This is a genomic window from Flavobacterium gyeonganense, from assembly GCF_029625295.1.
GTDB lineage: Bacteria > Bacteroidota > Bacteroidia > Flavobacteriales > Flavobacteriaceae > Flavobacterium > Flavobacterium gyeonganense.
The window spans coordinates 2,188,292-2,213,418 of sequence record NZ_CP121112.1 but is presented as its reverse complement, the minus strand read 5'-3'; the positions used below and the strand labels follow the sequence as shown (position 1 = coordinate 2,213,418).

Sequence of the window (25,127 nt, the reverse complement as noted above, 5' to 3'; positions counted from 1 at the left end):
TAAGCTATAATCATGCATCAATACTTCTACGCCATTCATTTATTTGTAAACCGAAAAAAATCACTTTCGGTTATTTTGGCTGTGCTGATGCTTTTTATTTTTGGATTTTTTGCGTCTCAAATCAAATTTGAAGAAGACATTACCAAACTTATTCCCACAAATGACAAGGCTGATGTAACGGCTAAGGTTTTAAAACAATTAAATTTTGCAGACAAAACTACTGTCATTTTCAAACTCGAAAAGAACGGTTCTGAAGAGGATTTGAAAGAAATGGCGACTGCCTTTTCAGACAGTGTTTCTAAATCCTGCAAACCTTATATTACCGGAATCCAGGGAAAAATTGACGAAGAAAATATCCAGGAAACTATCGATTTTGTTTACAATAACCTGCCTCTTTTTTTAGATGATAAAGATTATGATTCTATCGAAAAAAAATTGCAAAAAGACAGTATTGCAGCGACAGTTCAGGCAAATTACAAATCCATTATTTCGCCTTCGGGATTTGTAACAAAGGATTTTATTCTGCAGGATCCACTTGGGATTTCGTTTATAGCTTTAAAAAAATTACAGCAATTAAATATTGGTGATGATTTTACACTTGACAATGGTTTTGTAATGACCAAAGACAAAAATAAATTATTGCTTTTTATTACCTCAGATATTTCATCCAGCGAAACTGAAAAAAACACTCTTTTTGTCGAAAAACTAAAATCGATTCAGGAGAATTTAAATCAGAAATTTAAAGGAAAAACTTCAGTCAGTTATTTTGGATCAGCTTTAATTGCAGTTGCAAATGCCACTCAGATTAAAAGCGACATTGTCCTGACAACAACGATCGCCATGATTACGCTGATGCTGATATTAATTTTATTCTACCGAAAAATATTAATCCCGATAATTATTTTTATTCCAACAATATTTGGCGGTTTGTTTGCTGTTGCGTTTTTATATTTTGTAAAAGAACAGATTTCGGCAATCTCACTCGGAATCGGATCTATTTTATTAGGAATTACGATTGATTATTCATTACATATTCTCACGCATTACAAACACAACAGCGACATCAAAACGTTGTATAAAGACATCACGATGCCGGTGATTATGAGCAGTTCGACTACGGCTGTTGCATTTTTATGTCTGCTTTTTGTAAAATCAGATGCACTGAATGACCTCGGAATTTTCGCTGCCGTCATCGTTATGGCATCTGCGTTTTTCTCGCTTCTGATTGTTCCTCATTTATATAAACCGAAGGAAAATAATTTTGAACATAAGAAAAATGTGATCGATAAACTGGCTCATTTCTCCTTTCACAACAATAAATTTTTGATTGGATTTTGTGTTTTAATTACGATTGTCTGCTTTTTTACTTATAATGATGTTGGTTTTAATAACGATTTGTCGCAGTTAAATTTTGTTCCAAAGGAAATTAAAGCTGCCGAAAAACAATTAGAAGAAAGCACGAGTCTGACTTCAAAAACGATTTATGTGGCTTCATACGGAAAAAGTATGGAAGAAGTTTTGCAGCACAATAGTCAGCTTTTTTCTGATTTAACAAAAGAAAAACAACAAAATAAAATATTGAATTTCAGTTCTGTGGGCGGAATTATGCTTTCGCAGCATGAACAGCTTCAAAAAATTCAAAAGTGGAATTCGTTTTGGGATGCGAATAAAAAACAGTTTTTACAATCTCAATTAATTACGGAAGGTTCCAAACTTGGATTCAAGCCGGCCACATACAATCTTTTTTTCAATCATTTAAATTTTGATTTCAAACCTATTTCTGCTTCAGCTTATTTAAAAATTCAGGCGCTGCAACTGAAAGAATTTGTAACCGAAAAAAATGGTTTTTATACGATTTCGACTTTGGTGAAAGTTTCTCCTGAACAGCGTGATACTTTTGTAAAATCGACTTCCGCCAAAGAAAACCTGATTGCAATTGACCGCCAACAAATGAATGAAACCTTTTTCAGCACTTTGAAAACCGATTTTAATTCACTTGTCAATTATTCCTTTATCGCCGTGATTTTAATTCTGTTTTTCTTTTTCAGAAGAATTGAATTGGTGATTGTCAGCTGTATCCCGATTGCTTTAACCGGAATTGTTACAGCAGGAATTATGGGGATTTTTGGCATTCAGATGAATATTTTCAGCATGATCGTCTGCACTTTGATTTTTGGTCACGGAGTTGATTTTAGTATTTTCATGACCAGTGCACTTCAAAAAGAATATACTACCGGAAAAAATGAAATTGCGATTTACAGGACATCAATCATTTTAGCTGTAATCACGACAATTTTAGGAATCGGCGCCATGATATTTGCGAAGCATCCTGCACTAACTTCAATTTCATCAGTTTCGTTAATCGGGGTTTTTGCGGCACTGATTATTACGTTCATCTTCTATCCGATTCTCTTTAAACTTTTTATATCAAACCGTTCAAAAAACGGAAATCCACCTTTCGCACTACGCAGTTTTTTAAATGGTATTATATCCTTTTTTTACTACGGACTCGGCGGAATTTTAATGTCTCTTTACTGTTTGTTTATTATGCCGATTCTTCCAATAAAGGAAAAATCCAAAATGACCGGATTCCGTTTTGTGATTTCAAAATTTATGAAATCAGTCTTGTATTCAAATCCGTTTGTGGTCAAAAAAGTAATTAATCCATTTAATGAAAATTTCGAAAAACCAGCCATAATTATTGCCAATCATGCATCATTTTTAGATACTCTGACAATCGGAATGCTGACTCCGAAAGTCATTTATTTAGTAAATGACTGGGTGTACAACTCCCTGTTTTTTGGCCCAATTGTTAAAAAAGCAGGTTTTTATCCCGTTTCAAAAGGGCTTGAAAACGGCGTTGAGCATTTGCGCCAAAAAGCAAAAGAAGGGTATTCGATCATCATTTTTCCTGAAGGAACGCGTTCTGAAAGCAATCAGATTAAGCGTTTTCACAAAGGTGCTTTTTATCTTGCTGAAGAACTGAATTTAGACATTCTTCCAATTTTAATTCATGGTGTTTCGGAAGTCTTGCCAAAAGGCGATTTTATAATTTATGACGGCAGTATTACCATTTCTATTTTAGAAAGAATAAGCCCTGATAATCATTCTTTTGGAAAAAATTATGCTGAAAGAACCAAACAGATTAGTGCCTTTTTTAAATCTGAATTCTCTAAAATCCGTCAGCAAATCGAAGGACCGGATTATTTCAAAAAAATGCTGATTCATAGTTATGATTACAAAGAAATTGAAGTCGTAAAAAGTGTAAAAGAAAATCTGAAATCAAATCTCGAAACCTATTATCACCTAAACCGATACATTTCGGCGAAAGCCAAAATCCTGCATTTAGCAAATGATTACGGGCAATTAGACGTTTTACTCACTTTGCAGGAACCACAGCGAAAAATTGATTCGTACATTTCTGATGAAGAAAAAAGAGAGGTTGCCAAAACCAATTACATCGCGAAAAAAAGAAAAGTTGATTATGTATCCCAACTGGAATCATCAGTTGTAAATCAGTATGAACTCCTTTTAATTTCTGACGAAAGTTATAATGAAAATCCTGAAAAAATCGTCTCAAAATTTTCTTCTGTAATTTTGATATATTGCCTGCATTATAAAACAAAGCTTATAGCTTCCGGATTTAAGATTGTTTCAGAAGAAAACGGTATATCGTTATTAAATAAAAATTAATGAAAGAGCAATACGACGTAGTAATTGTAGGCAGCGGTTTGGGGGGACTGGTCTCGGCCATTATTCTGGCTAAAGAAGGCTACAGCGTTTGTGTGCTCGAAAAGAACAATCAGTATGGTGGAAATCTTCAGACTTTTGTTCGGGATAAAACGATTTTTGATACCGGAATTCATTACATCGGAGGTTTAGGCGAAAGACAGAATCTGTATCAGTATTTTAAATATCTGGGCATTATCGATAAACTAAACCTGAAGCAGTTAGACGAAAATGCTTTCGATATTATTTCTTTTGAAGGTGATACTAACGAGTATCCGCATGCACAGGGTTATGAGAATTTTGTTCGCCAATTAGAAAAATATTTTCCCGGAGAAAAAGAGAACATTGAAAAATATTGTGAAAGTTTACAAGAAGTATGCGATTCTTTTCCGCTCTATAATTTAGAATGGGAAGGAAAATATGAAGATGAAATTTTAAGGCTCAATGCAAAAGAAACAATTGATTCCTTTACCCAAAATGAAAAACTAAAAGCCGTTCTGGCAGGTTCAAATTTCCTATACGCAGGTATTCCGGATAAGTCTCCGTTTTATGTTCATGCCCTGATTGTAAATTCGTATATAGAAAGTTCATGGCGCTGTATCAACGGTGGAAGCCAGATTACCAAACAACTTTTAAAACAGCTTAAAAAATACGGCGGCGAATTTTATAAATACAAAGAAGTTACCCATTTTGAAGTCGAGAATCACAAAGTAAATTCGGTTAAAATGAAAGATGGGACACAGGTTTCCGGAGAGCTTTTTATTTCGAATATTGAACCCAAAACAACTTTGAAAATGGCAGGAGAAGAGAACTTCAGAAAGCCATTTTTCAATCGGATTCAAAACCTTGAAGGCGTTCTTTCAGCTTTTAGTCTGTATTTGGTTTTTAAGCCCGAGACGTTCAAATACATCAACCATAATTATTACCATTTTAAAAATAGCGGTGAAGTCTGGACAGCGCACGAATACGATGAAAATTCATGGCCAAAAATGTATATGGCTTCTATGAATGCTTCCAGACAAGACGAAATCTGGGCTGATGGAATGACATTTATCACGTATATGAAATTTGATGATGTACTTCCCTGGGCAAATACTTTTAATACAACTGTCGAAAAAAATAAACGTGGTGAAAGTTATGAAGAATTTAAAGCCAGAAAAGCAGCTAAATTTTTGGATGAAATCGAAATAAAATTTCCCGGAATCAGAGATTGTATTCAGTCTGTTCATACCTCAAGTCCGCTCTCGTACCGTGATTATATTGGCGGTGATAAAGGCAATATGTACGGTTATGTTAAAGATTCCGAAAATCCGATGAAAACGTTGATTCCGTCAAAAACAAAATTAGAAAATTTGTATCTCACTGGTCAGAGCATCAGCATGCACGGGGTTTTGGGCGTAACAATCGGGGCTGTTGTCACCTGTTCTGAAATTATTGGTAAAGAATATTTAATTACTAAAATCAATCAGGCTTAATTGTGATGAAAAACGGTATTTCATATCTTTTACTCATTGGTTTTTTAGGAACTCTGATTTCCTGTGGCACAGCAAAATCAAAAAAACATCTGCCTGATATTTCCGGTTATAACGCGACAAAACCAGTGGTTACAAAACGTTCTGACAGCTCTTTTATTTCAGGAAATAATTCGTTTTCAAAAAACAAACAAGGACTTTGGGAATTATATGTTGAAGGTGATCCGTTGGAAATTGGACTTACAACCGGAGCATTGTCAGATTCGCTTTTGCATAAACAACAACGTATTTTTTTCTCTAAAATAACAGATATTGTCCCTTCAAAATTTCAACAGAAAATGCTCCGCCATTTTCTGAGCTGGTTCAACAGAAAATTATATCTGAATGTTCCTGAAGAATACCAAACAGAAATTTATGGCGTTTCGCAATACACTTCACATGAATTTGATAATATCGCCCCACAATATCAAAGAGGATTATATCTGCACGCTGCTCACGACATTGGTCATGCTTTGCAGGATTTAGCCTTGGTTGGCTGTTCGTCTTTTGCTGCATGGAATGAAAAATCGGAAGACGGAAATTTGATTCTCGGACGCAATTTTGATTTTTATGTGAATGATGCTTTCGCAGAAAATAAAATCATTGCTTTTGTAAAACCGAAACAGGGTCATAATTTTATGATGGTTACGTGGCCCGGGATGATAGGAACCGTTTCCGGAATGAATCAACAGGGCCTGACTGTCACTATTAATGCTTCAAAATCTAAAATTCCACTGGTTGCCAAAACACCGATTTCGATTCTGACCCGTGAAATTTTACAGCACGCTCAAAATATTGAGGAAGCGATCGCCATTGCGAAAAAAAGAAAGGTATTTGTTTCAGAATCTATAATGGTAGGAAGCGCGCAGGATAATAAAGCCATTTTAATTGAAGTTTCTCCAAAAAAAATGGATGTTTATGATATGCCGAATACCAGTCAGTTAATCTGTTCGAATCATTTTCAGGGAGAAGCATTTAAGGATGATAAGCGAAATCAGGAACAAATTGTAAACAGTCATTCTGAATACCGATTCGAAAGAATACAGGAACTTTTATCAGAAAATAAAAAGCTCAATCCACAGATTGCTTCTGAAATTCTCAGAAACAAAGAGGGTTTAAATAATCTTCCTTTGGGATACGGCAATGAAAAAGCGCTGAATCAGTTAATGGCACATCACGGAGTTATTTTTAAACCAAAAGAAAAACTCGTCTGGGTTTCGGCAAATCCATATCAATTGGGCGAATTTGTCTGTTACAATCTGGATGCTGTTTTTAATGGCAAAAAAACGAATGCGGAAATTTCATTCGAACAGGAAAATTTAAATATTGCCAAAGATCCTTTTATAAAAACAAAAGCTTTTCAAAACTATAAAAAGTTTAAAATTGAAGATCATCAGATGGATTTATATCTGAAAAAAGAAGAAACCATTTCTGCTGAATTCATCCAAAATTATCAATCATTAAACCCTGATTATTGGGTTGTGTATTACAAAGCTGGATTGTACTTTTACCAAAAAAAGAATTTCAGCAGGCTCAGGTAAATTTTGAAAAAGCACTGACGAAAGAAATTACTACCGCTCCTGAAAAAGCAGAAATTGAAAAATATTTAAAAAAACTCAAAAGAAAATTACAATGATTCCGGCAATAGAAAAAAAATCTTTAGAGGAAATTAAAATTTTTCAGGAACAAAAATTAGCTGAACTTTTAGCTTATATCAGCGAGAATTCTCCATTTTATAAAAGACTTTTCGCAGGTCAGAATATTGATATTTCGAAAGTGAAAACGCTGGAAGATTTACAATTTTTACCTGTTACTACTAAAGAAGATTTACAACAATATAACGATGATTTTTTGTGTGTGCCGCAGCATAAAATTATCGATTATGCTTCAACTTCCGGGACTTTGGGCGATCCGGTAACTTTTGGCTTAACCGATTCCGATTTAGACAGACTAGCTTACAATGAAGCCATTTCTTTTGCCTGTGCAGGAATTGCAGAAGGCGATGTGGTCCAGTTAATGACCACAATTGACCGAAAATTTATGGCCGGTCTGGCTTATTTTTTGGGTCTCAGAAAATTGAAAGTTGGCGTAATACGCGTAGGTGCCGGTATCCCGGAAATGCAGTGGGATTCGATTTTAAAATACAATCCGAGTTATTTGATTACCGTTCCTTCTTTCCTTTTGAAATTAATCGAATATGCCGAAATCCACGGTATCGATTATAATAATTCAAGCATAAAAGGAGCTATCTGTATTGGAGAATCCTTGAGAGAACAGGATTTTTCAATGAATATTTTATCGAAAAAAATTACAGATAAATGGAACATCAAGTTGTTTTCGACTTATGCCTCTACCGAAATGAGCACTGCTTTTACAGAATGTGAACACGGAAAAGGCGGACATCATCATCCGGAATTAATTATTGTTGAAGTGCTGGACGAAAATAATATGCCGGTTAAAAATGGCGAAACGGGCGAGCTTACATTTACGACTTTAGGAATTGAAGCCATGCCTTTATTACGTTTTAAAACCGGAGACATTGTGCAGCTTCACGATGAACCTTGTGAATGCGGAAGAAACACGTTACGTGTTGGCTCAGTTGTCGGGCGTAAAAAGCAAATGATCAAGTATAAAGGTACTACACTTTACCCGCCAGCGATGAACGATGTTTTGAGCAGTTTTGACAATATCGAAAATCATTTAATTGAAATCTCTACCAATGATTTAGGTACGGATGAAATCCTGATAAAAATTGCGGTTAAAAACCAAACTCCTGAATTTCTGCAGGAAATAAAAGATCACTTTAGAGCCAAATTGAGAGTAACACCAAAAATAGAATTTGCCTCAAAAGAAATTCTAAATCCTTTGGTTTTTAATCCAATGAGCCGAAAGCCTATTCGGTTTTTTGATTATCGAAATACCATATAGATTTTTTTCACCATATAAGTAATATAAGTCCATATAAAACTTTGCGCAAAAACTAAAATGAACTTATATTACTTATATGGTTTAACTTCAACCCTTTGAACCTCATTATTAATGTTTTGCTGTGAATTGAACTAAATGTTGTAATTTTGCAAAAAATATTGAAGATGGTCAAGATTGGCAACATAGAATTACCCGAATTTCCTTTATTACTCGCACCGATGGAAGATGTTAGTGATCCGCCGTTTCGCAGATTATGCAAAACGCATGGCGCTGACATGATGTATTCTGAATTTATTTCGTCGGAAGGATTAATTCGTGATGCTATAAAAAGCCGCATGAAGCTGGATATTTTTGATTACGAACGTCCAGTTGGAATTCAGATTTTTGGTGGTGACGAAGAAGCAATGGAGATGTCTTCTAAAATTGTTTCTACTGTAAAACCGGATCTAGTTGATATCAATTTTGGATGTCCAGTAAAAAAAGTAGTTTGTAAAGGTGCTGGAGCTGGGGTTTTAAAAGATGTTGATTTGATGGTGCGTTTAACGCAAGCGGTTATCAAAGGGACAGATTTACCTGTTACAGTAAAAACACGTTTAGGCTGGGACGAAAGTTCTATTAATATTGATGAAGTTGCCGAAAGACTTCAGGATATTGGTGTTCAGGCTTTAACGATTCATGCCAGAACCCGTGCTCAAATGTATAAAGGTCATTCTGACTGGTCGCATATTGCGCGTGTAAAAAACAACCCAAGAATTACAATGCCTATTTTCGGAAACGGTGATATCGACAGTCCTGAAAAGGCATTAAAATATAAAAATGAATACGGAATTGACGGTATCATGATTGGCCGCGCGGCGATTGGTTATCCGTGGATTTTTAATGAAATCAAGCATTATTTTAAAACGGGTGAGCATTTACCTGCTCCAACTGTTATTGATCGTGTTGAAGCTGCGAGAAATCATTTGCAATGGTCAATGGACTGGAAAGGGGAACGTTTGGGAATTGTAGAAATGCGTCGTCACTACACCAATTATTTCAAAGGAATTCACTCTTTTAAAGAATTCAAACAAAAACTGGTTACCACTGATGCTCCTGAAGATTTGTTTGCTATTATGAAAGAAATTGAACAGGTTTATGCTGGATATGAGTTTGTTTAAAATAAAAAAAAGACCTTCGTAACTGAAGGTCTTTTCGCTTTATTATACTTGTATTCGTTTCCACTTTCCTCTTTTGTAGAAAAAGATTCCAGCTAAAGTAATGGCAGTTTCAGCAACCGGAATTGCAATGAAAACTCCGGTTGGTCCCAATTAAAATGTTTTGCCAATACATAAGCAAGCGGAATCTGGAACAGCCAAAATCCGAAGAAATTGATTCCGGTTGGTGTCCAGGTATCTCCTGCCCCGTTGAACGTATTAATCAAAACCATTCCGATTCCGTAGAAAACAAATCCGATGCTCATCGTACGCAATGCTTCAGCAGCAATTGCTTTGACCATTTCATCATTCGTAAAAAAAGAGATAATATAGTTTCCAAAAACTAATGTTATTATCATAATTGAAGCCATGAAAATCACGTTGTATTTTGCTGTTGTAAAAACCGATTTTTCAGCACGTTCGATTTGTTTGGCTCCTAAATTCTGTCCGACTAAAGTTGCGGCTGCGTTACTTAATCCCCAGGCAGGGAGAATGAAAAACATCATAATTCTAAGTGCTGTCTGATAACCTGCCGAACCATGATCGCCTCCCATCGTGGCTACTAATTGAGCTAAAAAAATCCAGCTACAGGACGCAATTACAAATTGTAAAATTCCGGGAGCTGCAATTTTTACTAACGCTTTTATTTGTGTAAAATCCGGAACGAAGTATGAAATTTTGATTTTTAAAATTCCATTTCCTGAAAATAAATGATAGATTTGATACAAAACCCCAATACTTCTCCCACATGTTGTAGCTAATGCGGCACCAACCAAACCAAAAGCGGGAGCAGGTCCTAAACCGTTAATTAAAATTGGACATAAAATAATGTTGCAGATGTTTGCAATCCAAAGACTTTTCATAGCGATTGCTGCATTTCCTGCGCCTCTAAAAATTCCGTTTATCAGAAATAAAAGCATAATGCACAAACTCGAGCCAATCATAATTTGGGTAAATCGGTAACCGTGCTCTGCTGATTCTAATGAGGAACCCATTAAAATCAAAATATCTTTCGCATACATAATTCCGAAAATACTCAGTAAGCTATTAACTGCAAAAGCAATAATAATGGCCTGCATTCCGGATTTTGCAGCAGCGACAGAATCTTTTTCTCCAATTCGTCTTGCCACAACAGCTGTTGCCGCCATACTCATTCCGATGGCAAGCGAATAAATAACCGTCAATACCGATTCGGTTAAACCAACAGTCTGAATCGCAAAACTGCTGTTTTCCAAATGTCCGACAAAATATAAATCGACTAAAGCAAAAACGGACTCCATCATCATTTCCAAAACCATTGGAATGGCAAGAAGAATTACTGCTTTTTTGATGCTTCCGGATGTGTAATCAAAGGATTCGTCGCCTTTTAGGGCTTGTTTTAATGTGGCAAAAATTTTAGAAAATAGATTCTTCTTTATAGTTGTTTCTGTCATGATATTTTAGGATAAATGATAAAATTGTTCAGGTGTATGAAGTAGTCTGAACTGAAAATAAAAGCGTAAGTATCCTAATTATTCTAAAAAATAAAAATAGGATTAAGCAGAAACAATCATATGCTGTAGATTTTTGAGTCGGTAAATATAAGTATTTTCAAGATGAAATATTTATTTGACCTTTCAATATCTCAATAAGTTCATCTTTTTCTTTAATCCGTAATTCATATTGTTGTATAAGTTTTTCATGAATTAAAATAGTATTATTTAGAGCAGTAACTCTCTCATCAAATAAGTCAGATATTGATGTTTCTAATAGTATCGAAAGTTTTATTATCTCATTAGTTATAAATGGTATTTCTCCCTTTTCTCTCCTACTGTATTGAGACTGATTTAAATCCAATTCATGAGCAATATAATCCTGAGAAAGCTTTTTTATTTCCCTAATGAGCTTAACTTTTTGGTGTAACTGCATTTCTAAATTATTTAGCAATTATGTTTTAATCACATAATAAATGTTATTATCACATTTAAAGATCTGAAATTAATTCTTTTTTTGAAAGAAAAAAATTACTTTAATAATTAAGATGGTAGCTATTAATAAAAATTTATTTAAAATGACATTATTAGCTATAATTTTGATTATAAGCCTTGTATTAAATCATAATTCTGATTTTTGGATTGGTCGTGAATATGTTTATTATCAGCTATTTCTTTTAATACTATTTTCAGGATCCTTGTTTACTTTCTCAAAAGAACCATTACAACTTGGCAAAACTGATTTTGCTGTAATTGTTATTCTTTTATATTCAGCAATTTCAAGAAGTTTACGCTTAGGGTCAATAAATGAAATTCATGTCATAAGTACGTTTTCACTCATTATTTATTACATATCATTAAAGAAAATTCGTTTAAAGTACGAGGAAATTAATACCTATTATGATTATGTTACTTTTATCGGAGTACTGCTTAGCATTTATTGTATACTTCAGTACAACGGTATTATCGAACGAACAAATTATTATTGGCAAGTAACTGGTAATTTTCCTAATCCGGGACCATTAGGTGGCTTCATCGCTATAATTTTATCACTGGCATGTTGTCAATTATCACAAAAAATCATTCTAAAAAAACCTTTAAGATTAATACTTTATTTACTTGCCGTTTTTTTAATGTTTTTTGTACTTATACTTAGTGCTTCCAGAGCTGCAATGTTAGCTGCAGTTGTCACAATTGTTAGTATAATAAGTTATTTTACTTTCAAAAAATGGGGATATTTTAAATACTTTTTGTTTTCTTTAATACCTCTTCTTTTATTCATTTTTTACAGTAAAGGAACTGATTCTGTTTATGGACGATTACTGATCTGGAAAATTTCCTTTCTTTCATTTCTAAAAAATCCATTAACAGGTGTTGGTTATAATTTTTTTAATGTTGAATATATTAATTCGCAGGCTGATTATTTTTCTAAAGGTGGTACTACAAAAGAAATTCTACTGGCCGGAGCAAGTTCACAGGCATTCAACGAATTTTTAAAATTCATTCTTGAAAACGGATTATTAGGAATTATTATAATTGTTATTGCAGATATATGGATATTTAAATCTAAACAGTCACTACTCAGTAATCAAAAAGATGACTTTACCTTAGCATCATTTTCTGTTTATTTATCATTTGTTGTTTTTGCTTTCTTTTCTTTTCCTCTGCAATTTTTTCCCTTCAAATTAATTTTATTGAATCAAATTGCTTTAAGAAATTACAATCCTTCAAATCTTCAAATTAAGTTAAATGAAAACTTCAAAAAAGCAGCATTTTGTTTAATTGCCGCATTATTAATTCTCCTAACTAACTTTCAATACAAAGGATTTCATGCCTCGAAGAGTGCAAGCGAATTAGAATATACTAGTCCTGATTCCAGCAAAACTCTTTATGAATATGCAGAAAAACGATTAAATAATGATGGTAATTTTTTATTGCGTTATGGCAATTTTCTTGAAGATACAGATATAGATAGCGCCTTATGTTTATATGAAAAAGCAAAAAAAATAAATAATCTACCTATACTTTATAGTAAAACAGCAAATCTTTATGAAAAAAAGCAAAATTATAAAAGTGCAGAAAACAATCTTTTGAAATTACATTTTATACAGCCTCATTTGTTTAAACCGCAGGAAAAATTATTAGAATTCTACATAAGAAACAATGATCTAAAAAATGCCGGATTTTATGCTAATAAAATTTTAAAAACGCCTGTAAAAATTAAAAGCAAAAAAGTTTTTCTTATAAAGCTAAAAGCAAAAAAGTATTTAATCAATTCTATTTACTAATATTTAAACCAAAAAATCTATGAAAAAACATTTTTATTATGCGATTGCATTACTTTTACTTTTAACCGTATCTTGTGTCAGCGAGAAAATAGAAACACAAGAAACAAATGCCAGCTACATTCCTGAAAAAGTCTGGGTATATGATGGAAACAATACGGTTTTAAAAGGGGTAATACAAGAATTAAAAAATAGTGAAAAAAGAGAACAATTAGAAAGAAGATTATTAAAAAATGAAGTGTTATGGAAAAATGCTGAATTTTTAATTATCGAAAATAAGAAAAGAATCTTAGTCCCTTTTTTAAGTATTGATAAGGAAAATATAATTGGCTTTTTTGCTTTGTATAGGGACTCTAAAGGAAAAATACAATATGATATGACTGTTCGGAGTGATGTATTTAACAAAAATGTAAAACTCCCGTTTTGGGATTCTAATATCTGGGTTGGTTATTTTAAAGCGTATGACAGAACAATTCTAGGCAAGAAAAACGGTAATCCAGGAGTTATGCGTAAGGCTGTTTCACAAGAACAATTAAAAGCAATGACATCAAGGCTTGTATGTTATTATTCTCCATATGAATCCTGTGTAACTGTTGGTGGCGGTGGAGGAGATTGTGATGGAGGTACTGGCGAAGGCTGGTCAGATTGTGGCGGCGGCGGCGATTCATATACGGTTTGCACAACCTATTATAACTATGAGTGTTTTGATGTTCCTGATAACCCAGATCCAAATCCGGATCCAGAACCAGAGCCAGAAAATCCTGAGCCAGAAGATCCAGGTACTGGTGGTGGTGAAATTGCTGAAACTCCTCCAAGTTGTGAAAGTTTTAATTTTATACAAGTTGGTTCGCTTTGGCAAGTAGCTATGGTAAAAAACATTAATTTTAAGGTTTTAGGAATAAGTCCTAATGGTATTCAAATATTACATGTTATTAGTTATCCGCAAGCAGTATATTTTGGTACACCCACAAATGTACAAATGGGCAATACAAATATAACCCCTGGAATTGCGGCAAATGTCTCGGCACGAGTACTTCAAAAGTCAATGCAAGAAGTTGTAGATAAATATGGAGGAACAAATGTCTCAGATTTGATACTGGACTTATACTTTAAAGAAAGATTAGTCCATAATTATCCTCTTTCTGTTCCAGGCGGTAGAGTGAAATTTAATCCAACTGAAAATATTCCGGCTACTGATTATAAAACAAATACTTGGACAGCAGGTAACTGTAATTAACTATTGATTAATATGATTGACAAAGTTTTGAAAAATTTAGTATATTTACTTTATCCTCGTAACATATGTGCTTATACGGAAAAAGATAAGTATTTCATTAGCGAGGAAAATAAAAGATTAAATCAAATCATTAATGATTTTGATTCGAGGGATGGAAAAGTTTTTAGAGAAACCATTCTTAAAGAATTTGAAAAAGATTATACCTTAAAGGGTTTTAGAGATTTTTCATTGTTGAATGAAGGAGACAGATGTCTGACATTCAATGTTACTATTATTGAAGACGGTGAATTATATACAATCTCATTATTTATAAGTATCATACTTCCTTACTATGTAATCAATGTGCAAAAAAATATTATTGAATTATGGTTTTCCAAATCAAAAATTGCCGAATTACAGAAAGAAAATACTGAAACGAGAAAGTTAAATGAATTAGTTTTAAATATTGAAACTATAATTGAGAATAAATTTTTATATAAAAAATTTCCAGGCAAATTGCTTAATTCAGTAATTAATGATATCAGTTTTGAGGATTCAATATTTGGTCATTTTACAATGTACAATGCTTTTTTTAATAACGTAAAAATAAATGAAAATTAAGTTTTTAACATTCCTAACAATTGGAACTTTATTATTGATTTTTTTCTACTTCGTAGAATACAATTTTAATTTTTGCATAGGAGACACTTTCTATGTAGTAAGTTATTTTTTTATTCCTTTACTTGTCATTATTGTAAGTACTGCTATTTATTTCGTGAAATTTTTAATATGTAAATTGAAAAAGTAAATAAGAATTTTTATTATTAGTAATTAAATATAGTTGACTAACCTCTGCATTTTCTGTGCAGAGGTTTAATATTAGATTCTTAACATTTCAATTTATTTATCCTGTGTAAATGTAGAAAACATTAATAATTACAGAATTATTAACTTTTAAAGAACAATGCTATGGACATTAACGTAGGCGATTATTATTTTACCATTCTTAATACACATATAATATTTATAGTGTGTTTTTTCATCATCATGGGTTATGTAATCATAAAAGCAATGAAGAAGAAAAAATCCTAAATCACAACGATTTTTATATAAAAAAATAAAACAAAAAGTTATTTTAAAAAATTAGCTGCTTTGTTCTCTTGACTAAAATAAAAAGTGGGAACATCAATTATTACGGAACTTATTTAGTGTTCAATATTCAAATGCTGTTTATTGCCAATAATATATGAATTATGTTTGAAAAAAATCTAAACATCAATTTCGACAATCTTTTACCAGAATATCCCGAAGTTTCCCATTGTATAAAAAAGTATTATCCCGTAGGAATAACAAGGGAAAACAAAGATTATTTTGATTATTCTGGCATTAAAGAATTAAATGCAATTATTGAAAAAAACATACTAGACGATGATTATTATAAGAAAGAATGGGACGAAGGATTCATAAATGAACTGAAATTAAAATTAAATTTTCAGGATATTCGTGGTACAACAGCAGGTTTAGTTCCTAATTTTTCAGGATGTATTACCTTAGAAAAAACCTTAGAAAGTAGAACAGAATTACATTTTTATAAAAGCTTAATAGGAAATTATTTTACTATCGAAATTTTAGAAAATATCCATTCTAAGGAAATCTCTCATCCGATTTTTGGTAAACGAAAAATTTGGGCTATCGAAAGTATAATTACTTCCCCAATTGGAAAATATGAATTTTTCTTTCGTATAGTTTACCAATCTATTATTGAGAAATATAAAGATGTACAATTTCTGCCTTATATTTTTGATTTATATAAAGTGAACCTTTTGGATGTACCATATAAATCCGATGGAGAGGAAATAACCATTGCTGGAGCGTTCTTTCAAAAATATTCTTCTTACAATGATTCTATTAATATAATTGGAGATATTAAATATAAAATTGATGAATTAAAATAATTAATAAAATGAGTGCCAAATTTTAGGTTTGGCACTTTTAAAATTATAGAATTTTATCTATTAACAATAACTATCGTCTCAAATTCAATTCAAAGTTTTATCTAATTTAAATCAAAAACTATGAAACGATTTTTCTTAACATTACTAATATTAACGTCATTCTCCTATAGATCCATAAGTCAAAATAAAACTATCGAAGGGAGTTTATACATAAAGTTAATTGATGTTCAAAATCTATTTGACGAATTGTCAGAAGAACAGTTAAATCAAATCAATCAGTACATTGATAACCCAAATACAATATTATCAGACGAAGAAAATAAATTAACCAATCACTACAAATTTTTGTTGCAAACTAAATTACTGAAAAAACCTCATTTCAAATTAAAAATGAATTCTGGTGAAATAGTAAATGTTTATACTGACGAAACAGAATATTTAAAACTAAAAAATAAATTAACTGGTTTTGATAAGTATGAACAACAAATAAATGTAATATTTAAAGGAATGAAAAAATCTGATGGTTTTTTTGATGAAGCCCTGTATTATGCTAATCAAATAACTTCTGTTGAAAAGATTACAGGAGAAACCGATTGGAAAAAATAAAATTCAAAGAAATTATAGTATTTAATATAGATTGTTTACAATTAAACAGTCTATGTCATTTTATAGCAAAAACTATGAAAATATCTAATTTAGTTCTAGTCGTTCTTCTTATTTCAGCATTCGAACCTTGTACTGCACAAACAAAAAGTTTCTCCATAGCAGGAGAGAATTCAGAAGAGCTTGAAAAAGTCATTAAACACTTTAAAAAAAAGGGTGATGATCAAAAATTAAAATCAGCGTACTTCTTAATTTCAAACATGAAGAATAAAGGAACCTATATCAATGACTTAGTAGACAGTCATGGAATTTCTGTAGGCTTTAATATTTCGAATTTTAAAAATGAAAACGAAGAGAAAAAATGGTTAGATTCAGTTACATCCATCAGAGGAAAACTTCACGAATATGAAAATTTCTTACCGGATGTAAAAAATATTAGTGCTCAATTTCTAATCAATAATATCGACAGGGCATTTGAAGTAAAACAAAAAAGTCCTTTTTGCAAAGGTATATCTGATGCTGATTTTTATGAATATATTTTACCTTACAGAGTTAATACTGAAAAATTAGAATTCTGGAGAGACTCTGTTTTAAATGATTTTTCAAAAGAACAAATAGACTCGATTTACAACTTTTCAACGGTTTTGGCTGCCACAAATTATGTAGATAAAATATACCAGAAACGCTTTAAATTTGGAGAAAGACGTTATTTTAAGGAAAAGAAAGTCAGGTCTTATTCCGAATTGATAAAAGACAAAGAAGGTAAATGCAATGACATGTGCAATCTTGTTGTTTTAGCATTACGGGCACTCGGAATTCCAAGTGGCTTTGATAGCATTAAATATAAAAGGGCATCTAATGATGTTGGACATGAATGGTGTTTTGTAAAAGATATCAAGACGGACAAAAACTATCCTTTTGATGCTTTGTCTAATAATGGTCCGGGGTTTTTTAATTTACCTTATAAAAATGCTCCGAAAGTACTTCGTATGCAATTTACAATTGTTACTGATAATTCCATACAAACTCAGGAAATTACAATTTATCCTGATTTTTTTAACAGCAATTTTCTGGATGTAACAACAGAATATTTTGAAACTACAAATGTCGCCATCCCTCTTGAAAAAAACATCAGGAACCTTTGTACTTAAGCATATGGCATAAAGGATGGTGGAAACCTATAGCTTATTTTTATGATCCAAATCAATTGATTGCTAGATTCAATAATGTTTCTAAAGATAATTTATATTGTCTCACAAAGTATCGTTTTTCTACAATTGAACAAGTAAATGAGCCTTTTATAGTCAATAAATTTGGCGAAATTAAATATTGCAATTCAACAGAATTAAAAAAAGAGATTTCTTTGAATTCATATCAAAATAAGGAATTGAAAAAAGCAAAAAATAATACCGAGATCTTAGATTTTGATACTCAGCAGAAAATTTGTCGTAAAGTTGTTGAAGAAGATGTTAAAAAAGATGAATGGCAAAATTTTTCAGAAGTAAGCCTGAAAACGAATACACTTTATTTACTTGTAGATGATGCTACTAAAACACAAAAAGTCTTTATGTTAAAAAATGATGGCAGTGTTGATTGGTATTAGAACATAATTAATCCAGCAACTTTTTGCTTACACGGCTGCTGGCAATTAAGGAAGCCACAAAGCCCAGAATAACAATAGTTGCCATTACGATAAGGACATTTTCGAATGAGAAAACAACAGGATAAGCCAAAGTTGGGGTTATCATAATCAGTTCATATTGCTGCTGTAACAGTACTAAAATCATACCCAGAACAAGACCTATTATACCTCCAAAAACGCTTAACAAAGTTCCCTGAAGCAAAAATATTTTTCGAAGATGATTAATTTCGGTACCTAAATTGAAAAGGGTTTTTAGGTTTCCTTTCTTTTCTAAAATCATCATAATTAAAGCCCCTACCAAATTAAAAAGTGCTACAATTATGACAAGCGTAAAAATCAGATAAACAACAATATTTTCGGTATTGAGCATTTTATACAAAGACTCATTAAGTTGTGCCCTGTTTTTTATGGTAATTTTATTTTTAAAAATGGTCTGGAGCTGAGAACGTATTGCTTTCTCATCAGCATTAGGTTTCAATTTCAATTCGATTCCGGAAATCTGATTTGGCTTATACATCAATAATTCCTGAGCCAGACCTAAATCTGCAAAAATATATTTAGAATCGAGTTCTTCACTGATGGAATAAATTCCGACAGGCAGGACATCTGTTTTATTAAAAGCCTCTTCAGGATTCTCAATTGCTCCTTTTCCGGGTTTTGGCGCAAATACCTGCAACGGATTTTCGAAGTCCAGAATCCCCATAGAAAAATCCTGTGAAATTCCATATCCAACTACAACCTGATAGCTGTCAGGCTTTAGCCATTGCCCATTAAAAAGCTTTTTTTGATATCGTTTACAACCGGATAGAGGCTGTCAACACCTTTTAGATAAGTAACCTGCTGTTTGTCTTTAAATAAAAACAAAACACGTTCTTCGATAATTTTGGTGTATGAAGCAACTCCTTCTATTTTCTTAATTTGATTTTCATCTTCCGGTGTAATCAAAAATGATTTACCGTACGTACTGGTCAATTTTAAATCAGGGTCAATTTCATTGGTAAAAGAAAGGCTGAAAACTTTCAATCCGCTAAAAACTGATAAAACGACAAACAAAGCCATAGTACCAACAATAATTCCGAGACTGGCAATTGCATTGATGATATTGATCGCGTTATTTTTACTGATACTGAAAAGATAACGTTTGGCTATGTAGAGAGGGAAATTCAACTTAGGATTTTCTTCTTTTTCTAAAAGATCACGGTTTTCGATTGGGTTCTCTTTGCCTGCTAGAGCATTGTCTATTTTTTCGATATAATCTAATGAATCGTCGATAAAAAAAACAAGATTTGGTACACGACGCAATTGCAAACGTACACGCTGGGATAAATCATGTTTAATTAAAGTTGTATTCGATTTTATTGCTTCTAAAGTTTCTTTTGCTTTTTCTTGCGGAAAAATGCTTAAATATACTGTTGCTACAGATAAATCTGTTGTAACACTTACTTTGGATACCGAAATTACTAAATTATTAATTCCGTTTTTTCTCACTTCACCCTGCAAAATATCAACCAAATCTTTTTGGATGACACCGCCTATTTTTTTCTGTCTGTTTGTTTCCATAGTGCAAAAATACTATTTTTAAATTCAATCGTATAATTTCATTCAACATTCAAATGATTTTTATACGATTGATACTTCTTCCATCAAATTTGAATAATCTGGATACTAAAGTTAAAAATCTTTTTTCAGTTAAAAATCATTTTAAATATTTTAGCGAGTATCAAATCTCAAAAAAAGACTACCTTAAAAAAGAAAATTTCCAAAATTAAAACCTCAAAAAAAGAATCTGATATAAATTATAAAATTCTCATTAAAAACAAAAATAATAGACTAAAAAAGTTGTATTTTGGATTAAAAAAGTAAACAATTTTCATAAAAACAATTAAAATGATAATTATTTAATAATTCAAGTATGGTAAAATTAGCACCTAGTTTAAACCATAACGGTTGGGATGAAATGTTTTCAAATAAAGGCGTTCGGGATTCTTACCGTCAGGTTTTTCAAACTTTACAAGGTTTGAATCATAAAACTTTGACCAGTAAACAAAAACAGGCTTCTGATTTATTCATGAATCAGGGAATTACTTTTACGGTTTATAGTGATGATGAGAATGGAATTGAACGAATTTTCCCTTTTGATATTATTCCGCGTATCATAACGCAAGAAGACTGGTTAGAAATAGAATCAGGAATCAAACAGCGTTTACTGGCATTAAATTTATTTTTAGAAGATATTTATAATGATCAGCAAATTATAAAAGATGGAATTATTCCAGCTGGATTAATTGCCTCATGCCCGCATTATATTCAGGAAGTCCAGGGTATAAAAGTACCACATAATATACATGTTCACATTGCCGGAATCGATTTGATCAGGGGAGCAAAGGGAGAATTTTATGTCTTGGAAGATAATTTACGATGCCCCAGTGGTGTAAGTTATATGCTGGAAAACCGTGAAATTACTAAGCGAATTTTTCCGGATATGCTTTCGTCAAATCATGTGAGTATGGTAAGCAATTATCCAATGATTTTTCACAGTATTCTTGTTTCACTTTCGCCTCGAAATGTTTCGAATCCAAATGTCGTTTTGCTAACTCCCGGAGTTTATAATTCTGCCTATTATGAGCATAGCTACCTGGCACGCCAAATGGGAATTCCGCTTGTTGAAGGCCGGGATTTGGTGGTTAACAATAGTAAAGTGTACATGAAAACGACATCAGGATTACAACAGGTTGATGTTATTTACAGACGTTTAGATGATGAATATCTGGATCCTTTGGTTTTTAAACCGGACAGCGCGCTTGGTGTTCCGGGTTTAATAAGTGCTTATCGTCAGGGAAATGTAGCGCTGGTTAATGCAGTAGGAAACGGAGTTGCAGACGACAAAGCCATTTATGCGTATGTACCCGATATGATCAAATATTATATGAATGAAGAACCTATTTTGAAAAATGTTCCGACGTATCGAATGGAAAATTTAGATGAGCGCGAACATGTTTTTTCCAACATGGAAAATATGGTTGTTAAAGAAACCAATCAGAGTGGTGGTTACGGAATGATTATGGGAAACAAGGCAACGCAGGAAGAAATCGACGAAGCTAAAATTGCGATCATCAACAATCCGCGAAATTTTATTGCACAGCCTATTATTCAGCTCAGCACGGTTCCTTGTCTGATTGACGGACAGCTTAAATTACGCCATGTCGATTTAAGGCCATATGCTTTATGTGGACCAAAAGGCGTTCAGATTGTTCCTGGCGGTTTAACAAGGGTGGCACTTACTGAAGGTTCTTTAGTTGTAAACTCCTCTCAGGGTGGAGGAAGTAAAGACACCTGGATTATTAAATAATATAAACATTCAAAAAAAATTAAAAATATGCTTAGTAGAGTTGCTGATGGAATGTTTTGGCTCAACCGATACATGGAAAGAACTGACGGAATGTTACTTACTTTAAACACTTCCTATATTTTATCCTTCGATAAAGAAATCAATGATTCCCAGGGCTATAAGCCTCTCCTGGAATATTATACGAGCTTGTCACAAGCCAAAATTCATTCCATACAATATGACACACCTCATGTGTTGAAATATATAATTTGTGATAACCAGAATGATAATTCGGTAAAAAACTTAGTCATAAAAGCACGAGAAAATGCCAGAGGTTCTCAGGATAAAATCACCAAAGAATTGTGGGAGCATATTAATTCTATGTATCATTTTATGAACTCGCCTGATTTACCTAAAAAACTCGAAACCTCTGATGCCTTAAGCGTAATCACCAAACTTAATAAGGATTTATTGCTTTACAACGGAATCCTTCAGGTAACTATGCCCCGGGGATTAGGCTGGTGTTTTTCGAGCATTGGAAAACATATCGAAAGATGCCTGCAGACCATATCTATGACCCAGGCTTACTTTGCTCCTATCAATTATAATCTTGAGGGTGAAGAAGATTTGATATATTGGCGAAGATTATTGCTGTCACTTTCGGGATACGAATTATATCTGAAAAGTTACAGTAATATTTCACATAATAGAAAAGTGGTACATCAGGTAATTTTTAATATGGATTTTGCTCACTCTGTAATCTACACGCTGGATTTTATTAATACTTATTTGGACTGTTTGTTTAAAAACACTGATTTAAGCGAAGCAAGAACATTAATGAATCAATTTGGACGATTGAAAAGTTATATTGAATTTACAGATTATCAACACCTCACCAATCAGGAATTAGAAGATGTTTTGCGAAACACAAAAAACCAGCTAATTCAGTTTTCGACCGATTTTTCCAAATTATTCTTTTCTTACACTTAACAATATGGCGCTTTTCAAAATAGTTCACCTTACAAAATACCAATATAATCATCCCATAAAGGAAAGTATTAACGAAATACGTCTATTTCCCCATCATTTTGAAAATCAGGAAGTATTGCAATATCAGCTTTTAATTACTCATGCACCTAACGTTGATATCTCTCAGGATTATTATGGAAATCGTGTTGGCAATTTTAATGTGTTGGACACTCATACCGAAATGACAATTGAATCACGAATGCTTGTTCGGGTAAATCATTCGCTTAAAATTCCCGAAATGGATTCCACTTCCGTGAAAGATATCCTGGACGAAAAAGAAAAAAGTATTTCATTATTACGCCTCTGCTACATTGATAAAATCGAAAAACAAGCAGAAATTGAAAGCATATTAGAAAAAATAGGCATAGAAAATAAATCCATAATTGAAATTGCGCAACAGTGCAATACGTATGTTTTTGAAAATTTTACGTATACCAAAGGAATTACTAATATTGAAACGACAGTCGATGAAATTTTAATGCTCAAAAAAGGGGTTTGTCAGGATTTTGCACACGTACTGCTCCATCTTTTACGCACAGCCGGTATTCCATCACGATATGTAAGCGGTTATATTTGTCCCAACGAAAGTGGGCTTCGAGGTGAAGGTGCTACACATGCATGGGTAGAAATTTATACCAAAACTCAGGGGTGGTTAGGTTTAGATCCGACTAATAATATTTGGACAATGGACAATCACGTGCGCCTTTCTGTAGGAAGAAATTTTAGTGATTGTACACCAATAAAAGGAACTTTTAAAGGACTTGCCAGACAAACACTTTCTGTTTGTGTTTCTATTGGATATGAAGACGGCAGACAATTTGAAGAAATAAACGATGTGAAACTTCAGGAAGTATCCTCGAATGTACAAGACCAATTAAATTATATGGACCAGTTACAGCAACAGCAATAATAATTACAATGGTAGTTTTTAATGGAAATGTTAAGATCAAAAAAGGAGCTTCAATTTGAGCTCCTTTTATTCTTATCTGTTTTGTAACCACCCTTCAGGATTGTTATTTGATGTGTTTTGAAGAATCAAAAACTTGATTACCGTTTTACCCGTATCACCGCTGGTTCTTACTTTACCAATACTTTGTTTAATACTTACCTTATCACCTTTATTTACAAAAACCTGACTCAGGTTTTGATAAACTGTAAAGTAATCCCCGTGCTGAATCATAACTGCCCTGTTAATTGGTGATAATACCATGATACTTGAAACTTCACCTTCAAATACGGCACGTGCAGTAGCACCCGCTTCAGTTGTAATTTCGACTCCTGAATTATGAACCGTCAAAGAGGGATAAAGAGGGTGTGGCTGATCTCCATACCCTAACGAAATAAATCCTTTTTCTACAGGCCATGGCAATTTTCCTCTGTTTGCTTTAAAATCAGCAGCCAGAATTTTACCTTCAGGTGTCAATGCAATTTTTGATGACGAAACAGGGGCTTTTGCTGTAGTTGAGCCTGGATTTTCCTTTGCTCTTTCTAATGCAGCTTTTCTGTTTGCTTCAGCAATTGCTTCACGAATCAAACGGTCGATTTGTCTGTCAATTCTTTTCGATTCCTGTTGTTTGCTTTTAGTATCGGCAATAATTTTATTTTTGTCTTTTTTAATCGAATTTACCAGTTTTTGCTGTTCTTTCTTTTCAACTTCCAGACTTTGTTTTTCCTTTTGATTTTCAGCAATAATTTTTTTCTTTGTTTGTCGTTGATTGTCCAGTTTAGCATTATATTCCACTAACTCTGCTGTTTTGGACTGAATTTCTAAACCTTGATTTTTTCTGAAATTGGTATATTGCTTTAAATACTGCGCTCTTTTATAGGCCTGTAGAAAACTCTCCGAAGACAAAATAAACATAGCACGGCTTTGCTCGGAGCGGCTTTTATATGACTTCAAAATCATCTTGGCATAATCTTCTTTTAATACAGCCAATTCCCTTTTTAGTTTATTTACTTTTAGCTGATTAATGTACATATCATTCCCTAAAAGTCTTTCCTGCTTAGAAGTCGTATTAATTAATTTCTCCTTCAGTTTTATTTTATTTGCCTGAATTAAATATTCATTCAAAGCAGACTTCTCCTTTTTCCGAACTGACTGCAGCATTTTTTCGTTCTCACGAATTTCCTGCTGAATCTGGGCTTTTCGCTGCTCCAGTTTTTCTTGTTGCGAGTCCTGCGCCCACACAAAAGCTGTGGTGCATATAAAAATTAGGCTTAGGAGAAATTTTGGCAT

16 protein-coding genes and 4 pseudogenes are annotated in these 25,127 nt (G+C 32.8%); 15 read left to right on the top strand and 5 right to left on the bottom strand.

The genetic code is table 11. From position 1 onward, the window contains the following. Window positions 1-12 precede the first annotated feature (12 nt). From P5P89_RS09520 to dusB, 5 genes and pseudogenes are all read left to right on the top strand, one after another. Window positions 13-3,693 carry a 1-acyl-sn-glycerol-3-phosphate acyltransferase gene (locus P5P89_RS09520; RefSeq protein ID WP_278011698.1) on the top strand — a complete coding sequence of 1,227 codons (3,681 nt, stop codon included), beginning with the start codon at window positions 13-15 and terminating at the stop codon, window positions 3,691-3,693. Further along, a complete protein-coding gene (locus P5P89_RS09515) occupies window positions 3,693-5,204 on the top strand; it encodes a phytoene desaturase family protein (RefSeq protein ID WP_278011697.1) in 1,512 nt (503 codons plus the stop codon). The genes P5P89_RS09520 and P5P89_RS09515 overlap by 1 nt, the downstream gene beginning before the upstream one ends. 5 nt (window positions 5,205-5,209) lie before the next feature. Next, window positions 5,210-6,876: pseudogene (locus P5P89_RS09510) on the top strand (C45 family autoproteolytic acyltransferase/hydolase). After that, the gene (flxY, locus tag P5P89_RS09505; RefSeq protein WP_278011696.1) at window positions 6,873-8,168 is read left to right on the top strand and encodes a flexirubin biosynthesis putative acyl-CoA ligase FlxY; all 1,296 of its coding nucleotides are present in this window, start codon (window positions 6,873-6,875) and stop codon (window positions 8,166-8,168) included. Before P5P89_RS09510 ends, flxY begins: the two are co-directional and overlap by 4 nt. A 164-nt stretch (window positions 8,169-8,332) precedes the next feature. Then, window positions 8,333-9,325, top strand: coding sequence for a tRNA dihydrouridine synthase DusB (dusB, locus tag P5P89_RS09500; protein WP_180857035.1), 993 nt, complete (start codon window positions 8,333-8,335; stop codon window positions 9,323-9,325). 42 nt (window positions 9,326-9,367) lie between these two features. On the opposite strand, the pseudogene P5P89_RS09495 reads toward dusB, so the two are convergent. Both P5P89_RS09495 and P5P89_RS09490 read right to left on the bottom strand, forming a co-directional pair. Further along, window positions 9,368-10,794, bottom strand: a pseudogene (locus P5P89_RS09495) (MATE family efflux transporter). A 157-nt stretch (window positions 10,795-10,951) separates the two neighbouring features. Next, window positions 10,952-11,269 (bottom strand): helix-turn-helix domain-containing protein, encoded by a 318-nt coding sequence (locus tag P5P89_RS09490; RefSeq protein ID WP_278011695.1) that lies wholly within the window; start codon window positions 11,267-11,269, stop codon window positions 10,952-10,954. 142 nt (window positions 11,270-11,411) lie between these two features. Between P5P89_RS09490 and P5P89_RS09485 the strand changes: the two genes are divergently transcribed. The 7 genes from P5P89_RS09485 to P5P89_RS09455 all read left to right on the top strand — a co-directional run bounded on the left by P5P89_RS09485 (window position 11,412) and on the right by P5P89_RS09455 (window position 18,495). After that, a complete protein-coding gene (locus tag P5P89_RS09485; protein WP_278011694.1) occupies window positions 11,412-13,121 on the top strand; it encodes an O-antigen ligase family protein in 1,710 nt (569 codons plus the stop codon). A 19-nt stretch (window positions 13,122-13,140) separates the two neighbouring features. Further along, on the top strand, window positions 13,141-14,355 hold the full coding sequence (locus tag P5P89_RS09480) for a hypothetical protein (RefSeq protein WP_278011693.1): 1,215 nt from the start codon (window positions 13,141-13,143) through the stop codon (window positions 14,353-14,355). A gap of 12 nt (window positions 14,356-14,367) precedes the next feature. Further along, complete coding sequence (locus P5P89_RS09475) at window positions 14,368-14,955, top strand: hypothetical protein (protein ID WP_278011692.1); 588 nt, start codon at window positions 14,368-14,370, stop codon at window positions 14,953-14,955. A 632-nt stretch (window positions 14,956-15,587) separates the two neighbouring features. Next, the gene (locus P5P89_RS09470; protein WP_278011691.1) at window positions 15,588-16,289 is read left to right on the top strand and encodes a hypothetical protein; all 702 of its coding nucleotides are present in this window, start codon (window positions 15,588-15,590) and stop codon (window positions 16,287-16,289) included. A gap of 120 nt (window positions 16,290-16,409) precedes the next feature. Further along, a complete protein-coding gene (locus P5P89_RS09465) occupies window positions 16,410-16,895 on the top strand; it encodes a hypothetical protein (protein ID WP_278011690.1) in 486 nt (161 codons plus the stop codon). A 74-nt stretch (window positions 16,896-16,969) separates the two neighbouring features. Beyond that, the gene (locus P5P89_RS09460; RefSeq protein WP_278011689.1) at window positions 16,970-18,043 is read left to right on the top strand and encodes a transglutaminase domain-containing protein; all 1,074 of its coding nucleotides are present in this window, start codon (window positions 16,970-16,972) and stop codon (window positions 18,041-18,043) included. Window positions 18,044-18,099: 56 nt separating this feature from the next. Next, entirely contained in the window at window positions 18,100-18,495 is a 396-nt protein-coding gene (locus P5P89_RS09455) for a hypothetical protein (protein ID WP_278011688.1), read from the top strand. 7 nt (window positions 18,496-18,502) lie between these two features. Here the strand turns inward: P5P89_RS09455 and P5P89_RS09450 are convergent. Together P5P89_RS09450 and rbfA are read right to left on the bottom strand one after the other, a co-directional pair. Beyond that, a pseudogene (locus P5P89_RS09450) lies at window positions 18,503-19,701 on the bottom strand (ABC transporter permease). Window positions 19,702-19,716: 15 nt separating this feature from the next. Continuing rightward, window positions 19,717-20,094, bottom strand: a pseudogene (gene rbfA / locus P5P89_RS09445) (30S ribosome-binding factor RbfA); the annotation flags it as partial. A gap of 352 nt (window positions 20,095-20,446) precedes the next feature. On the opposite strand from rbfA, the gene P5P89_RS09440 reads away from it, so the two are divergent. Genes P5P89_RS09440 through P5P89_RS09430 form a run of 3 tightly spaced genes read left to right on the top strand, consistent with a single transcriptional unit; the run spans window position 20,447 to window position 23,801 of the window. Next, window positions 20,447-21,883 carry a circularly permuted type 2 ATP-grasp protein gene (locus P5P89_RS09440; protein WP_278011687.1) on the top strand — a complete coding sequence of 479 codons (1,437 nt, stop codon included), beginning with the start codon at window positions 20,447-20,449 and terminating at the stop codon, window positions 21,881-21,883. 27 nt (window positions 21,884-21,910) lie between these two features. Further along, window positions 21,911-22,852, top strand: a complete 942-nt coding sequence (locus tag P5P89_RS09435) for an alpha-E domain-containing protein (RefSeq protein ID WP_278011686.1) — start codon at window positions 21,911-21,913, stop codon at window positions 22,850-22,852. Window positions 22,853-22,856: 4 nt separating this feature from the next. Further along, window positions 22,857-23,801, top strand: coding sequence for a transglutaminase family protein (locus P5P89_RS09430; protein WP_278011685.1), 945 nt, complete (start codon window positions 22,857-22,859; stop codon window positions 23,799-23,801). Window positions 23,802-23,873: 72 nt separating this feature from the next. On the opposite strand, the gene P5P89_RS09425 is transcribed toward P5P89_RS09430, so the two are convergent. After that, window positions 23,874-25,127: a murein hydrolase activator EnvC family protein gene (locus P5P89_RS09425; protein WP_278011684.1), complete on the bottom strand. Its 1,254-nt coding sequence runs from the start codon at window positions 25,125-25,127 to the stop codon at window positions 23,874-23,876.